Origin of the sequence: Nostoc sp. DedVER02 (assembly GCF_034530675.2) — a bacterium.
In the GTDB taxonomy this organism is placed as follows: Bacteria; Cyanobacteriota; Cyanobacteriia; order Cyanobacteriales; family Nostocaceae; genus Nostoc.
Genome location: NZ_JAVRCP020000008.1, coordinates 135206 through 152256, shown reverse-complemented (window position 1 = coordinate 152256; position 17051 = coordinate 135206). Strand labels below are relative to the sequence as shown.

General features: G+C 40.0%; 7 protein-coding genes. 5 read left to right on the top strand and 2 right to left on the bottom strand.

Annotated elements, in window-relative coordinates:
• The first annotated feature begins 185 nt into the window (after window positions 1–185).
• The gene (locus RMZ41_RS11580; protein WP_322642086.1) at window positions 186–3422 is read left to right on the top strand and encodes a DEAD/DEAH box helicase; all 3237 of its coding nucleotides are present in this window, start codon (window positions 186–188) and stop codon (window positions 3420–3422) included.
• A gap of 91 nt (window positions 3423–3513) precedes the next feature.
• Here the strand turns inward: RMZ41_RS11580 and RMZ41_RS11575 are convergent, their stop codons facing one another.
• The gene (locus tag RMZ41_RS11575) at window positions 3514–4689 is read right to left on the bottom strand and encodes a WYL domain-containing protein (protein ID WP_322642087.1); all 1176 of its coding nucleotides are present in this window, start codon (window positions 4687–4689) and stop codon (window positions 3514–3516) included.
• Between the two features lie 725 nt (window positions 4690–5414).
• Between RMZ41_RS11575 and RMZ41_RS11570 the strand changes: the two genes are divergently transcribed.
• The 3 genes from RMZ41_RS11570 to RMZ41_RS11560 are packed head-to-tail and all read left to right on the top strand — an operon-like array spanning window position 5415 to window position 15616.
• Window positions 5415–8312 (top strand): chromosome partitioning protein ParA, encoded by a 2898-nt coding sequence (locus RMZ41_RS11570; protein ID WP_322642088.1) that lies wholly within the window; start codon window positions 5415–5417, stop codon window positions 8310–8312.
• 12 nt (window positions 8313–8324) lie between these two features.
• Complete coding sequence (locus tag RMZ41_RS11565; protein ID WP_322642089.1) at window positions 8325–9248, top strand: hypothetical protein; 924 nt, start codon at window positions 8325–8327, stop codon at window positions 9246–9248.
• Window positions 9245–15616: a DEAD/DEAH box helicase gene (locus RMZ41_RS11560; RefSeq protein WP_322642090.1), complete on the top strand. Its 6372-nt coding sequence runs from the start codon at window positions 9245–9247 to the stop codon at window positions 15614–15616. The genes RMZ41_RS11565 and RMZ41_RS11560 overlap by 4 nt, the downstream gene beginning before the upstream one ends.
• Window positions 15617–15877: 261 nt before the next feature.
• Here RMZ41_RS11560 and RMZ41_RS11555 read toward each other — a convergent pair whose 3' ends face one another.
• Window positions 15878–16045: a hypothetical protein gene (locus tag RMZ41_RS11555; protein WP_322642091.1), complete on the bottom strand. Its 168-nt coding sequence runs from the start codon at window positions 16043–16045 to the stop codon at window positions 15878–15880.
• A 94-nt stretch (window positions 16046–16139) separates the two neighbouring features.
• On the opposite strand from RMZ41_RS11555, the gene RMZ41_RS11550 reads away from it, so the two are divergent.
• A protein-coding gene (locus RMZ41_RS11550; RefSeq protein ID WP_409875155.1) for an IS1 family transposase occupies window positions 16140–16887 on the top strand; the annotation gives its coding sequence in 2 pieces (ribosomal slippage) (window positions 16140–16492 and window positions 16491–16887; 750 coding nt in all).
• The last annotated feature ends 164 nt before the right edge of the window (window positions 16888–17051 follow it).

Genomic DNA, 17051 nt, shown 5'->3' with positions numbered 1-17051 from the left:
ATTCACGATCTCCTATTACTCGATACAGGTCTAAGGCTTGCTGCAAAGTTTGAAGTGCTTGAGAAAACTGATGGTTTTGATAAAATTCCAAGCCCTGATGAATAAGATCGTCAGCTTGCATTTTTGCTATATTGTCCATTTACATACCTGTTAAAAATTAACCTACCCTTTCTTAGGAGCTTAGCGTGAGTTCTGCTGAACATTGTCATCCACTTACCAACCTACGCGATGCCATGGCCTTTCAGCCTGAGCTTAACGAACTGCCAAGCACGGAACGTCAGGGTATGAGATTCAAAGGATTATTCATTGGTATCGATCGCCACGACTCATCCAAAATCTCGTGGTTAAGCTGTGCCAAACGTGATGCCACAGCACTCCATGCTTTATTCTGTGACACGTTAGGTGGTGAAGCTGAACTTTTGATTGACCAGCAAGCCACTTACCAAGACATTCTCGAATGTTTGGCCGCTCTAGCAACTTGTAACGAAGAGGATCTTGTTGTTATCGCGTTCTCTGGCCATGGAACCAATTCTCATCAGCTTGTTGCGTATGACACGGATACTTACAACTTAGATAACACATCAATCTCTCTTGAATTTTTAGCTGAGCAAATTGCACAAATTCCAGCACGTCGGCTCATCTGCTTCTTAGATTGCTGCTTTTCTGGTGGTGTAGAAGCCAAAGTATTTCAGGTTGAAACTGTGGCACGCAATTTGGAATCTGTTGATGCTGCGCTATCTCAATTGTCCGGGGAAGGACGAATAATTTTGACGGCATCAGGTTCAGCGGAATCAGCCTATGAAAATATACGACTTGGGCATGGCTTACTGACCCATTATTTATTGGAAGCCCTACAAGGAGCAGAAGAAGTACAACAATCTGGCAAACTCGCTGTTTACCCCATGCTTCAATACATTACGCAGCGAGTTATTGACGCATCCACTCAGCTTGGTAAGCCACAGCATCCCACACTAAGGGGCAAGATTGACGGTAAGTTATTTTTACCCATTTTTAAACCTGGTTCATTGTATCGAACGGCATTTCCAGAACGATCGCATCCTGAAGTCACATCTGATATTCAAAGCCTTGCTGCCTATGGTTTTCCAGAAACTTTACTTCAAACTTGGGCAACAGTCATTCCCTCCTTCAATGCGCTCCAACTTGCAGCAATCAATGAATTTAAGGTACTAGAAGGAGAGCATCTGGTTGTGTCAGCACCTACTTCTTCAGGCAAGACGACCATAGGAGAACTGGCTGCGTTGAAAAGTGTGCTAGAGCGCAAGCGGGCGCTATTCCTATTGCCACTCAAAGCGTTAGTTAGTGACAAATTTAGAATTTTTAATGAATCTTACGGTTCGTTTGGCATTATCACAATGCAAGCTACAGGGGAAACAGACGATATTACAGCCTTGCTACAAGGACGGTATGACATTTGCCTGCTCACCTATGAGAAATTTGCATCTGTTGTTTTGACAAATCCACATATTTTGAATCTGGTTGGTACAGTTGTAATTGATGAAGTGCAGATGATCGCGGATGAAACGCGGGGTGTGAATCTAGAGTTTATCTTAACTTTGCTGCGAGTGAGACGACGGCAAGGGCTTGAGCCTCAAGTCATTGCGCTTTCAGCGGTTATTGGAAATACAAATGGGCTGGAACATTGGCTAGGTGCACGCTTACTGCGGCGGGAAGAACGACCTGTTCCTTTGGATGAAGGAATTTTACTTGCAGATGGCCGTTTCCGGTTTATTGATGGAGATTCTGGTGAAGAAAAGATAACGGAGCCACTCTTTCAACCCCAGCCCATTAAGAATTCTAGCCAGGACTATGTGATTCCACTGGTTCAGAAATTGATTAGTGAAGGGAAACAGGTGCTTGTTTTCCGTGAGAAAAAGGGAGAGGCTCGTGGATGTGCACTTTATTTAGCTAGAGAACTAGGATTGCCATCGGCTCAAATAGCTTTAGATTCTTTACCAACTGGCGACGACTCGAAAGCTTCAACCGATTTGAAGTTAGCATTGCAAGCCGGCGTTGCATTTCATACTAGCGAACTTACCGCAGAGGAACGACGAGTCATTGAAGAGCAGTTTCGTGCCAAGAAGACAACCTTGCGAGTGATTGCGGCTACAACCACTCTGGCAATGGGAATTAACACACCAGCTGAAGCTGTTGTTATTGTTGGTCTAAACCATCCTTTGGCTAACAAAGGATCTAGTCCTTATTCAATAGCAGAGTACAAAAACTTGGCTGGACGCGCTGGACGGCTTCAGTTGGCAGAAAGAGGAACGTCTTATCTCTTAGCTTTAGATCCACTCCAAGTACACAATTTTTGGACACAATACGTTAAAGGTCATCCAGAATCCCTTATTTCTCGCTTCTTAAGTACTGATACTGATCCACGATCGCTGCTTTTACGGATTCTTTCTGCAACTCAAAAGCTATCCAAGCCAAAAACAACCCAGCAGTTACACATGCAAGGAATGCAGGCGGAGGATTTAATAGAGTTTTTGGAATCTAGCTTTGGTGCATTTCAACAAACGCAACTTACCGATCAATGGAAATGGGATCGTACCCAGCTTATAAACGCACTTCAGAGTTTGTCGCAGCATAGACTGGTTGAGCAAGATGACAACAATTTCTATCACTTAACCCATTTAGGGCGATTAGCTGGAGAGGCAGGCGTTGAAGTTGAGTCGATCATTCGTCTAGTCGCCTGCCTCTCCCAACTCAATCCTGAATCTATTCTTGAACCAACGCTCTTGGCTGCAACACAGTTAACAGTTGAATTAGATCGACTTTTGTTTCCAATCAATTGGAACAGTAAAAATAAAGAACCTATTGCTTGGAAGCAAGAACTTCTAGGACAAGGTGTTCCTCATTTATTACTGCATACTCTGGATCGGGGTGTTACCACTCAGCATCAAAGCACTTTAAGAGCAAAAAAAGCAGTTGCTTGTCTTCTATTTGTAACCCACCGACCAATGGCTGCAATTGAGGATATTCTTACAAAATTTGGAGGCGCATTCGGCGGAGCAGCAGGAGCAATTCGTGATGTTGTTGAACGAACCTGTGATCTATTACCTACTGTAGCTCAAGTTGCAGGAATACTGTATCCTAGCCTTGATTTAGATGAACTTATTTCTCGTTTGCTCATACGGTTGAATGTTGGAGTTCCGGCAGCAGCCATTGATTTAGCAAGGCAGGTGGGTACCCGTTTGACACGGGGTGAATATTTGCAATTACTTGATGCTGGACTTTGCAATATTGACAAGATCGAAGTAGTGTCTGATTCAGATATTCTCCCTCACCTCAACCATGATGTCGAAAAGCTAGCCATTGTGAGAAAGGCTGTAGAACAACACCGTCAGCAAGAACTTGAGCCAACTCTCCTTTCACCCATTCTTGAACCTTTTGAAAGTTAGCCGCTGAAATTAACCGCTTAGTGTGCTTCGTGATCGCTCTAACCAAGCATTTAATCAATTAGGGCTAGAAAAGAAAGGAGATGCCAATAATTCAAAGATAACGAGCAAGCAATTCCTGAGCAGCTTGCTTGTGTTTTTCCACCAATTCCTTGGGTGTAAGGAATTGAGCGCTACCCATAAAGCGATAAACCCAACGGCTAAATTCCGTCAGCGATCGCGATGGAAGTTTGAGTCTGTAATCTAGGTAGCTTGGTTTTCCATCTGGAGTTTTTGCTCCAAAAGAAATTTTCTGGCTTTTATGGCGTTTTTCGCCTTCTTCAATAAACACCATAACATCAGGAAAGAAGCGCACGGTTACTTTAACAAAATCTAATTTTCCTTGTCGCTCTAAACTTTGTTCCTCTTGTTTACCTAAATATAACCCCCAGCCATTCTCCAGTAGTTGATGTGCGACTTGGAGGCTTTGCCATTGTTCTGTTGAATCCCGTCCTTTAGAGTCAAGCAACTTAAAGTGTTCGGTAAACCTATCCAACCTTGAGATAGCTAAATGTCCATTCTGACAATCTTCATGCAATAAATACCAAGCTATATCTGAGTAGATAAGTTGTAAAGGGTAGATATTTAAAAACTCAGTAATACCTTTTTGATAAGCATTACGACTGCGGTAAATTTCTATTGTCTGGCCCCGAATAATAGCACTTTCTAGCTGTTCTAGTTTTTCAAAAAGGGTGCCACGATACTTACTATCAGCCATCATTTCTTGCGGGTCAGTGTAAATAATTGCTCGATTGATTTGCGCTCGCACTGGATAGGCAAATTGGTCTGCTAAGTTCAGTCCCCGCAATCGTCGCATCAATATTTGATAAATTTTGTTAACTTGCGGATCTTGTTGATATTTTGCTTGAGAGGTTAAGGCATTGAACGCAACCTGTAATTCGACCAGACTCATTGCACCAGTCCCCAGATAATAACCCCAACGATACATGCGGTTGTCTAGGATATTGTAGTGACGCAATGTCCGCAAATCTTTTCGCAGCGTGTGCAATGAGTAAGCTGGCAAATCAATACCGCAGTCACGAGCAACTTCCTGCAAACGCACCGACACCTCAGTAAGTGCATCATGATAACCCCCAGATTTTGTATCGATTGAATCATTAAAATCACTGTTGCCCACTCCGGGATAACGCACAAAAGTCGCAATCAGTAGCATCAACCGTTCAAACGCCTGGAGGTCAGTATAAAGATGAGCAATAGACTTCTTGGGCATTTTGACCTGTCAAGTAAAAGAAAATATTCAACTAGTACTTAAATTAACCTCTCAAAGCTCTACTAGTCTTGCTTTTTAGGTAATTTTAAATAATCAAATAAATACTCGGATTTAATGGATTTCTTGAAATTCCTTTTGCTACTATGCAGTTTATACAAGGTAAATCAAGGAATTCAGGCTACATTGCACTCAAACGGCAGAAGTACTAGACCGATATCTTAAATAGATAATTTTCCGCGTAAATTGTAGATATAGTGTAAAAATAGTTACTTAAAACCCTTTGCAGGGAATCTTAAGTATAGAGATACTTTTTTGTCAGAGCAGCAACCGAACTTTGTTGGTTGTCTGGTTAGTAAAAATTGAACAAGAAAGCAGAGGGAAGAAGGCAGAAGAGATAAATCCCTTCCCCGATTGCCCGATAGCCCAGCGTTAGCGACGCAGGAGCATCACCGTCTGGGCAGCCGGAGCGAGTCACGGGTTTGAGTCCCCCACCAAATCTTTGATTTTGGTGGACTGCAATTGGTTGGGGTTTGAAGCCCCACGATATTGCATCCTTCTGACTTGCTGTTAGCGGATAGCTAAGGTTTAGCCCGTGCTGAGTAAAAATACCAGTCCCCAGTCCCCAGTCATTCTTTCATCCAAGGCTTTTGAAACTCGTTTTATCGGGACTGCGTTCTTCACATATTCAAGTAAGTAATTTAACTAAGTTAGTTATCTACTAAACAATGACTACTTTAAACTTCTCTATACCAAGACAAACGCAACATCTTTGGCAGAAAATTTCGTCACATTGGTCTCATTATAATCGTCCAGATAAGCAGCGATTTTTGGGTAGCATTCAGATTAGTCAAAAAGATACAGACCAAGTTTTAGATATTGTAGGCTATAACCTGAGCAACCTAAGTACAGTTACTTATAATAAGTTATACGAAAGATTCGATGAACCTGAGCAGAATTGGTTGAAAATTCTAACTTTTGCTCTATCTGAGTATGCATATTATTATTCAAGCGTTGAAGAAAAATTTTGGTATGGTTTTTGTCAAAGGTTAAAACTTTCGTGTAATCAAAGTTTAGAGAAGACACTACGTCGGATCGTTGGTGAAGGGTTTGACCTACTTGGTCTTGTCAAAGCTAAAGGAGGGTATCCCTATGTATCAACCTTATGGCTGCAAAGTGGTATTCCTCAACAAAACCTCAATCATTTTGCCCACTTAGTTCAGGAATTCTCAAATGAATATGGATGGTGGGAAATTGCCCATAGCTCATGTGAAGATATTTCTGAAGAACTGTTTGATTTTTGTCACGAAAAGCATCCTCAATGGACTACTCTAATTCATTTTCTTAAATCTAGTTGCCCGCAGAAAGAAAACGAGGAAGTTGAACCAATATCCGGGCAGTTACTTCAAGGTATTGCTATTATTGCTGTTGAACTTGAACGTCAAGGAACATTACCTGAAACGCTGAAAGATGACAATGAGCGCGAAAAGCTGCTGAGAAACTATTACTTACCAAACAATTTTTTCTTGAGGGACTGGAACAGTTTAATTCAGGTTTTAACTCCTAAACAGCGTCGTTTTGGTAATAGCCGTAAAATAATTAGTCGTCGCCAAAAGCCTCTATCACTGGTTTTAGATGTTACTGAATCATTGAATATGCAGCTAGTGCTGCCAGAACAAAGCCTTTGGAAGAAAGGTTGGGAACGCTTAAGTGGTACTTTCTGCCGAATTCCAGCAGCACATTGGGAAGGTACTATTCCCAATAATCCAGGATTAATGATTCCCGAACAAGTTGTAAATATCAAAAGTGGGGCTGAACTATGGGAATGGCAACTCTTAGATCATCGAAAAAATTGCTTAAATGAGTGGAAGCTTGAGGGTGTAGCCAGCAATCTGCCTTGTCTAATATTCGATGCTGGGACAGGCGAACACTTAAATTTAGACTCTGCTAATCCTAGCATCAGGGGAGCCAAAGAAATTATTTTCTTTACTCCTAAAGGCATTTGTCTAGACTTTGGTAATGGTATTGAAATTGTAGATACTTGTGTACCATCTAGTATTAGAGGCTGGCAAGGTAAACAACTGACACTGACAACGAAAGAATCATCAATTGTCTTCATAGCTTTCTCCGATGAAGAGATTACTACATTCCCAACGATTAGCTGGAAACTTTCTTCTCAGGAACAACCAAGCTTAAGAGGACTGAAACTCAAGGGTAAAAAATCTGTTTATCTAGAAATTCCCACGTTCTGGTATCCGCCTATTGAGGGACAAATATCCTTAAATGTTTCTATCGAAAATATCACCCATCAAAAAACAATTATTACTACAACTGAAATAATACAACCAAGCGATAAATGGCAAGCAATTCCTCTCGATAAATGGATTATTGAATCAGGGAAATATGAAGCTCGCTTTTGGAATCAATTTCATCGCTGGTCATATAAGTTTGAAACTCAGTCTAACTATCAGATGGCTAGCAAGCCAGAGATTAAAAATTTACTAATTAGTAGCAGTTCACAAGGACAGGTAGAACACTTACCTATTCATAATGGTTCTGCTGATACTTTTTGGGCAGAAGAAATTAAAATGAAAGGTCTTTTACCTCTAGAAATTATCAGTTTATCTTTATATGATAGGCAGGAAACTGTATCTTCTCAGTGTCAAGCAGATTCATTGGGTAATTTACACATAAACTTGGCATCTTTCTATAATTTATTATCTCCTCATTCTAATTGGTATGCTTTAGATTTCCAGAGGATAGGTGGGGAAACACAACGTTTAATAGAAATGGAAGTTGCTTCGCTGGTAATTAGCTGCACTTGGGATAATCAAGCAGTTCAAATATCTGGTTTATTACCTAACGAACTTTATTCTCTTTCATGCTGGAATTTACTCTTACCTGAAAATCCGCCAGTAGAAATTAAAATTTCCCCAGTTTCGTCAAATGAAGATAAAATTAATGTTCCGTTAAAATTGCAACCTGGAATTTATAATATTCAGATATTAGGCTCACGTAAACTACGACATAATCTTGGTTGGTGGTGTGGTAGTAATCAAAATGATTTACCAGATGAAGTCTTAGAAAATGAGACTTTAGAAAATTACTGTTACACAATTCTTGGTGACGAATCTGTCCAAGATTTTTTAAATGCTGCTCAACATTTTGACTATGAATATCAGTTACTAAAAACTGCTATTCATAGCCTCTGCGGTTTAGCATATTTTTTTCCAAAATGGTTAGATAATAATTCTCTTACCAACAAGCTACAAGCTCTCCTTAATACTTTTAAAATAGAACTTACAAGTCCGGCTAGACGAGAAGAGAAAACTATTTCAAAAGCGAAAAATAATAATATAGCTGACACGAAAAAGAATTGGTTATTAATAAAAATAACTAGCCCACAGAAACGTGAGTATGTTCATAACATCATAAGACATATAGAAAAAAAATACAATCTCAAAAATGAAATTTTAAGTATTCAGCTACCAAAGCAATGGATTTACAAAGATTCTATATTGATGCAATGCACCAATATAAAAAATGTTCAGAGTTATATCCAAGAAGTGGAGTACGTTCAAACAACTCAGACATTAACATATCAAGATGCTCAAAAAATATCATAGTTTATTAATAAAATGTTAACTGAAAAAATTACTCTAATACTCAGCAATCATCGCAATCCGAAAAATCCGGAGTTCCCGCAGGTTTTAACCAAGCATGAAATTGTATCAATAATAAGTTCAAGCCTTTCTCCCAACGAATCTCAAAAGAACCTAACAGATAAAATTCAAAACATCCTAAATGAATTACAAGCAGAAGGAGAAGTGCTAGCAGGGAAACGAAACTATTACTGCATTGCTCCTCCGATGGTTTTAGCCCAGAATAAAGAAGATTTAACAAGTTTGCTATTTCGGGGCGATCGCGCTTATTTGACTCTGGCTCATCAAGTCCTAGAAAGTCAACAAAACCCTCCAAATCCTTTAGTGTTACGCCCTCAAAGTAATCAATTTCATAGGATTAAAAACCGTCTTCATCAAGTTGGTATTCGTTTGCTGACTATTTCAGATAGTATTGAAAATTTCCCAATCCCAAGAAAACCCTTGAAATCGGAGTTGCGTTCAACTTGGACAGAAGACCCTTTTTCTATCAAAAATTGGCAAAATGGAAGCTATATTCAGCGATACGTACCCTGTAATGAAGCGCAGAAAGAACGTTGGCGCAATCCGAGCCGCGAAAGTATCAAAAATGAAGATATATTGCACTTACCCACAGGTGAATATCTCTGGTTTGAAGACCAAAACTTTTATGAATTAGAGCCAGATTTAGCTATTTTAGCCATGTTCTACCAGGACAAACAAATGGGATGTCCTTTAAAAATAATTTGGGATGAACCTCCAGGAAAGTTAAATTTGCAAGGTGTCTATCTTCCCAGTACCTATGCACGGTGGTTATGGCATATTTCTGAGCCTGGAGAAGAATACAGAACTCGAAATTTTCAATCAAAAAACTGGCCACTTGTAAAAGAAGCATTTAAACGTTTAGGAGCTAAATTAGTATGACTAAATATCTAGATCCAATCGCAGCAGTTGAACAACCGCGTGCAGACTTTATTCGCTATTTACTTACAGCTTACCCCCTACGTGACCCCCATCTCCGCTACGGTTTTAAGCAATTATTAGAGCAGCCTGGAAACCTTTGGCAACATCCTTACCTCGAAGGTTCCCAGCCATATAAATCAAGTCTTAGTATCAATGATTTGGTCAAACAAGGGGTTTTACACCCTGATATGGCAACACTATTTATACCTAGTAGCCGTCGGTTGTACGAACATCAAGAAAAAGCTATCCGCGCAGTTGTGGAACAACAGCAAAATATAGTCGTTGCGACTGGTACAGGTTCGGGAAAAACTGAGTGTTTCCTGACACCCATGCTCGATATGCTACTGAAAGAAGGAGATAATTTATCGATCGCTGGAGTGCGGGTGCTAATTTTATACCCGATGAACGCTCTGGTAAATGACCAAGTTAAACGTCTGCGGCAATTATTATGTCGCCAAAAGACGACAACCAAAACTAAATTTGGATTCTACACCAGTCGCACCGAAAAGGACAGAGGTAAAGCAATAGAGTCATTAAGAGAAGAATTTGCAGCTTACGATCCAGAGGAACTGCGGCAATTATTTACCTCGGCTGAAATAAAATCTATAAAAGATGAGGAATTAATTGATAAAGCTATTGAAAAAACTAGCCAAGTGCAATTACTCTCAAGAGAAGAAATGTGGGAAGCACCACCCCATATTTTAATTACCAACTACTCCATGCTGGAGCATATGTTGATTCGGCCCAAGGAGCGAGAAAAAATTTTTGAGGCTTCAGTAAATACTTTCAAAATGTTAGTAGTAGATGAAGCTCACACCTATGATGGTGCTAAGGGTAGTGAAGTTTCCATGCTATTAGAGCGTTTTAAAGCTTCCGTAGGTGTGGAACAAAAAGGTAAAATTCGCTGCATCGCTACCAGTGCCAGCTTAGGAGATGCTTCGGTTGATGATAAAGTTATCGCATTTGCAGGAGAGTTTTTTGGTGAAACTTTTAGTCAAGTAATTCGCGGTCAGCGTCTCAATGCCAAAGACCGATTAGGCAAACCTTATACTCTACCTGTTGCACTTACTAATGAGCAAATTATACAATATTTAAGTATTATCGAATTACCACAACAAGGTTCTCCAATTAGTTCCTGGTTTGACCCACTGAGCGCTATTGTACCCGAACAACAACTAAAATTAGCTGAGTCGCAAGCTGATAGCGATATCCACAAATTCCTCTGGTTTGCTCTCAAGGGGCATCCCTTAATACATAGACTGATTAATATACTTTGTCGCGAACCTAAACCTTGGAAAGAAATAGTTCGCTCTACAGAATTATGGGGTGTAAATCTGCCAATTAAATTAGATGGTAGCGTTGATGATACAGATGCAGAAGTTGCACTAGCTCATTTGCTGCAAATAGGTACTCTCGCTCGTGCAAATCCAGATGATTTACCTTTACTTCCTGTGAGATTGCATCTTTTATTTCGCAGTTTAGAGGGACTTTATGCCTGTATTAATCCCAAATGTTCGGGAGCAGCGCACGACCCAATTTATTCAGACCGTGAAGTACGATATGGGCAACTTTATTTGAATGAGAAAAAAACCTGTGAATGCTGTGGTTCGCCTGTATTAGAATTGGGCAGTTGTTCTCAATGCGGTCAGGGTTATGTATTTACTCAACGTCAAGATTCGGGAGAACTAGAATCTCTACCCAGATCAATTCAAGCATTAAAGGATAATACCAAGATTTACACTTTGACTTCTGGCAATTTAGACAGTGTAACAGAAGAAGAGGAAATGGGTGAAGATGAAGAGGAACAAGAATCAACAACACTAAAAACTTTTAAATTTGAACTTCAGAAGCATGGCTGGATTGGTAAACTTTCAGATGAAGCGTTTACAAACAAAGTAACACCAGAAAATGAATTTGTTTTAGCATGGCATCGCAAAAAAAATGACGGAGATGAAGATAAAGGCAGTTGTTATTTAAACAGATGTGCTGCTTGTGGTGCTGGAACTGGGCGCACTACTCTAGCAATTAATCGATTTGTGACTTATACAGATGGCCCATTAGAGGCGATGCTTGATAGTCTCTTTGAACTACTACCAGAAACAGAAAAGACTGATAAAAACTCTTCAAAGCGGAAAATACTTACCTTTTCCGATGGTCGTCAAGATGCAGCCTTTTTTGCCTCTGACTATCAACGTACTCATACCGAAATGCTATACCGACAGATGCTTTGGCAAGCATTTAATCAGGTAAAAAATCCTGAAGGTATTACATCTGTTAATCAATTAATTCACCAACTGAAAGCAGACTTTTTAGAATTTTATATTCCTCACCCTGACCGAAAATCTGATGTAAATTATAAAAGCTACCGTCCTAACGATCCAGAAGAGGAACCTAAAGATAGAAAAAATAAAATAGATGCGGAAGATTTAGCTCAGAAACGAGCTAAGGAAATATTAGTTAAGGAATTTGCTCTTTATTTTAACCGTCGTTTAACCTTAGAAGCATTTGCATTGTTAACTTGTCATATAGAATTGGAGAAGCATTTAATAGAGTCAGTTGCTGGTAAATTTGAAATCAGCAATGATGAGGCGCAGATTTTCTTGACAGTTATTACTGACATCATCCGTCGCACAGGAATTGTTAGCATTGAAGGCTCATCCAGCTACTTTCAAGAAACCGGAGGCGATGGTCGCCGTCCCGAAATGATAGATGCTCAGGGTAAGTCTAAAAATTACCTATTTCTAGAAAAATCAGATGATGACACAAAAAAATATAAAGACTCTCCCTCTTTTATGCCTTGGAAACAAGGAAAGGTGAGAAAACCACCAAATCGCTTGGGTTGGTACTTCTTACAAATATTTGGCGAAGAGGAACTTCCTAATAAAGAAGATTTTATATGGCTTTTCCGACAACTTCAAGACTTTGGCTTACTTGTTTCAGCTAAAAAGGGATTTCAACTCAACTGGGGACTGTTAAATATTTTTGAGACGCGGCAAGATTGGTATAAATGTAATTGCTGCCAGCAGATTTTTCATGTTCCAAGTTTATCAAAAATCACTCTTGGAAAACTTAGCGTTCAAAGATGTTCAGCTTATAAATGTGGTGGTACTCTTGAGTCTTACACACCTGAAAAAATTGAACAAACCTCTGCCGAACATTACCAGCAGTATTTAATTAAACAACGCTTACCCTTGCCACTGCGATCGCAAGAACATACAGCACAGCTAGGTGTTGCGGAACTAGAAAAACGCGAAAATCGTTTTCGCCAAGGTCGCATTAATATGCTCAGTTGTTCGACAACCTTAGAAATGGGTGTAGATATTGGTGAGTTGCAAGCGGTGGTTCTTCGCAATTTCCCTCCCCATGTTAGCAACTACCAGCAACGAGCCGGACGCGCTGGACGACGCACAGATGGTGTAGCTATTACTTTAATGTACGGTCAACGTCGTCCCCACGACCGCTTTTATTTCGAGCAACCAAAAGAGTTAATTGCTGGTAGCAATCAAATTCCCAAGCTTGATTCTGCTAACTTCCAAATACAGCAGCGTCACATTCATGCTGAGTTACTAGCTGCATTTTTACGAAAAAACTGGAATCTCAGTGCAGAAGAAATAAAAATAGCAGAGTTTTTGGATTTACCACTAGAAAATCCTGCTTCCTCTGAAAATTTCACTCCTGCTGCTGAAGCCAAGATTTGTAAGTTACAACAATGGCTAAATAGCGATGAAGCAGCACAGCTAGCCGTGCAGTGGCTAACTCGGTTAGGTAGCTTTGAAAGTCAAGCAGCTATAGTGCTGAGAGGCTTTAAAGATGGGATTGAAGATTTTCAAGAGCAGCAACTTCAAGATTGGGACAGTTTAGCGGAAGATATGCTTGAACTACGAAACCGCATTACCGATCCATCTGAAACAAAAAATTTAGAGAAAATAGCCAGACTTATTGCTGGGACAAAGCGCGAACTTGATAAAATTGGCTCTCGTCGCCTACACAACGAACTAGCGCAAGCCAGTATCCTACCAATTTATGGTTTTCCTATTGACGTAGTTCGCCTTTTGACCGGGGAAAGCAATGAGTATAATTCCGCACAAGGAAAACATCGACTAGAACGCGATCGCCGACTTGCTCTTGGTGAATATGCTCCAGACCAAGAAATAATAGTAGATGACCGAATGTACAAAAGTGTTGGCATTCTCAAACCAACAGAATTAGAACAAAAATTTTATTGGGTTTGTCAAAATTGTAATCATTTTTTAGATGCTAATACGGGAGATGAACTAGTAGAATCCTGTCCCGTCTGCGGTGATGAGCCATCCTCACCTGCGGCTAAAAAAATGAAACTTTACAAGGTTCCCAAAGCATTTACAACTGATTGGGAAAAGCTTCCAGAAGTCACCCCCTATATCAAACCGCAGCGTCAACCAGTATCTCAGATTTTCTTAATAAATGATGGGGATTTATCAGAAACCTTACCACCACAATTGGGTTTGTATACTCTTACTGTTAGTAAAGGTGGAAATTTCTTTTTAGCTAATCAAGGTTCCTATGGTAAAGACAAAGGGTTTGATAGAAAAGGATTTGCAATTTGTACTACCTGTGGACGCGATTTGAGCGATTTATTACCCAAAGGAGAACCGAAAAAAAGCCGAGGTAAAAAAGGAGCCAATAAAAACTCTGCAACTAGCCAACAATCATCGCAAATTCCTCATACTCATCCCAGAACAGGAAAACCATGTTCTGGCCGCTATACATTGATGCATTTGGGACATGAATTTTGTAGCGATTTGCTAAAAATTGTCTTTGACTCCAAAACTGAACCCACACCCCTGTTCGGCGAAGACGGAGAACGCGAAGATGACGGCGAAATTTTTACCAATACAAAAAATCGTAACCGAGGTTTAGAATTTTGGCGTTCTCTCACTTATGCATTGTTAGCAGCAGCAGCCCAAGTAATTGACGTACCGCGTACAGAATTAGATGGGCTGTTTACGCCTCGTTCGGACAAACGCGCTAACATTATTATTTATGACAATGTGCCTGGAGGGGCAGGATACAGCCGTCGCGTTGCTGAACGCTTTGATGAAGTTTTAAAGACAGCATTAAAAATAGTTTCATCATGCAACTGTGCAACTAGTTGTTATGACTGTTTGCAAACTTACTCAAATCAGCCATTTCACAACCAATTTAACCGTCATTTAGTGGCAGATTTTCTTAGACCGATAGTTGAGCAAGTGAGTCCAGATGAAGAATTACAAAAATTTGCTCCCAACTCTAACAGAATAAGTTTGTCTCTCATCGCAGATAACTTACCAGCAATTTGCCGAGCGGCTGCACCAGATACTTTAATTTATTTACCCAAACTAACCGATGAGTTTGGTTTAAATAAAGGTTCAAATTTGCCTTGGTTAAATCTGCTTACAGATGCAGTTTACTCTATGAGACCGATTAATAAGCCACTTGAATTAATAGTAAACCATTTGCCAGACCCCAATGCACTTTCAGATACTTCTTTAGACCAACGAAATCACCTCAAGGTTTGGCGAAAACGCTTACAACAGTTGATAGACCAAGGTTTAGTAAAACTTTACCAGGCTTGTGCTGAACATTTTCCTGAAAATTTACATCAGGATGTCCCAACTCTCTGTTTCAATAGCAACCAAAGTAATCGTATTGCACTGTCATTGCAGCAATTCTCAAACAATGAACCACCAACATGGTTTCAAACCCGAAGCCCAGAAGGTGTTAAAACAGTTTTTAGTCGGTTAGAAAAATTACGCCAAGAAGCAAGACTTGTTCAAGCATCTGAGTTAGAAGATATAAACACTACCGTAATCTTCTTAAATCCTTCTGAGAAGGAATGGCGCGGCGACTTCAGCATGTCAGAACTTAGAAATAAACTGAGATTAGAGGCTGCTTTATCTGGAAGCAAGGTGACGAAGATTATCTACCGCGATCGCTATCTGAGGGAACAAGGGGCTTCCATTTTAGTTGAATTATTAAAATGGGGTGGATTTGATACTCAATCTCATGTCGAAATTCTCACAACTGAAGATAAGGATGCTAAAAACGCTTTAACCATAGAGAAAGAGCTTAAAAAAGTATTTCTTCAACTCCAACCAAATGAAAATAATTTGTTGGTTCGAGTTAAACGCTCAGTTGATTTCAAACAATGGAGTCACCTTATTCCTCACGGTCGCGTTCTGGAAATCTACCGACAAGACGGACTACATTATCAGGTGATTTTTGACATCGGGATGACCTTTTTAGCAAGAGAGCGCGGGAAATATCGTGTTAAATTTACTACTTATGTAGTAGTTGAGAAAACCATTTAAAATTTGAGGATGGCGAAGAATTGGCGTTGCACAATACGGGATTTCCAAATAAAAAAATATCCCATCGCTCTGAAGGCAAGGGAGCAGGGGGAGGGAAAGTTGTAGTGAAGTCCAGAAATTGGATAATTTATTTTTTGGAGTTCCCTAGAGGGCTGTTTAGAACTCTGTATTATCCGTCAAATTCACTCCTCAATCCAGAAAACCTCTAGCTCAATTCATTGGGGCTTATTTTTGGTCAATACAATTGTTTTATGATCAATTTCAAAAACCTTCAGTATTTTCTGCTCCCACACCACCAGAGCCTTCCCCAAAAAGCCGGTCGCTATCAGTGTCGGAATTTCCTTCGCCATCCACCTCTACTTCGCTATCGGATGGCGACTGCCGCAAGTTGTTTAGACGTTGCCAGTCAACTGCAACAACTTTAGACATCAATTAAAAATATAATTTTTAAGCGCGAGCTTCTTCCCACGAGAAGAATAATTGAGGGCGTTGCAGAATAGAAATATGAATTAGTGCGATCGCTATGGAATGTCCAAGATGTGCATCAACTCATATTCGAAAAAATGGTAAACAGAGAGGTAAACAAAATTACATCTGTGCCAAATGTGGTCGTCAGTTTATTGATTCTTATGAACCGAAAGGTTATTCAGAAGAAATCAAGCGCGAATGTTTAGAAATGTATGTTAATGGTTCTGGTTTTCGAGCAATAGAACGGGTCAAAAAAGTACAGACGCTCGCGGACTCGCTAACGCTTCGCTATCATACGACAGTCATTAATTGGGTAAAAGAGATTGGTAATAGGTTGCCTGATATACCAGAAAAGGATGAAATACCAGAAATCACTCAAATTGATGAGTTGGAAACATTTATCGGTAAAAAAAAACAAAATTTGGTTATGGACAGCAGTGAATAAGCACATTCCCGGAGTTATAGCCTGGGTTTTAGGAGACCGCAGTTCCGACACTTTTGAGCTTTTATGGCAGACTATAAGCTGTTGGCACTCTTATTTTTATGTCACAGATGGCTACCCAGTTTATCCTTGTTTTATTAGCAACGAAGACCATATTGTTAGTAAAACCTACATGACCAGGGTTGAAGGAGAAAACAGTCGTTTTCGACATTATCTTGCTCGACTACATCGTAAAACTTTTTGTTACTCTAAGACCGAAGAAATGCTTAAACTTTCTATTCGATTGGTAATACATTACCTGAAGTATGGTTCAGTGCCACTCAAGATGTGCAGCACTCGTCTGATTGCAGCGATCGCCTGATTCATATTTTGATTCAGCAACGCCCCCAAATTAGACTTGACACGATGGATTTTACGGCGTACCAAGGTAGGTAAATTGCGCTTTCACGAGAATTATCTGCACTTTATTGGTGCGATGGTCTCCGACCGACCGGAGGTCATCGCCTACGGCGGGCGGTTACGCCA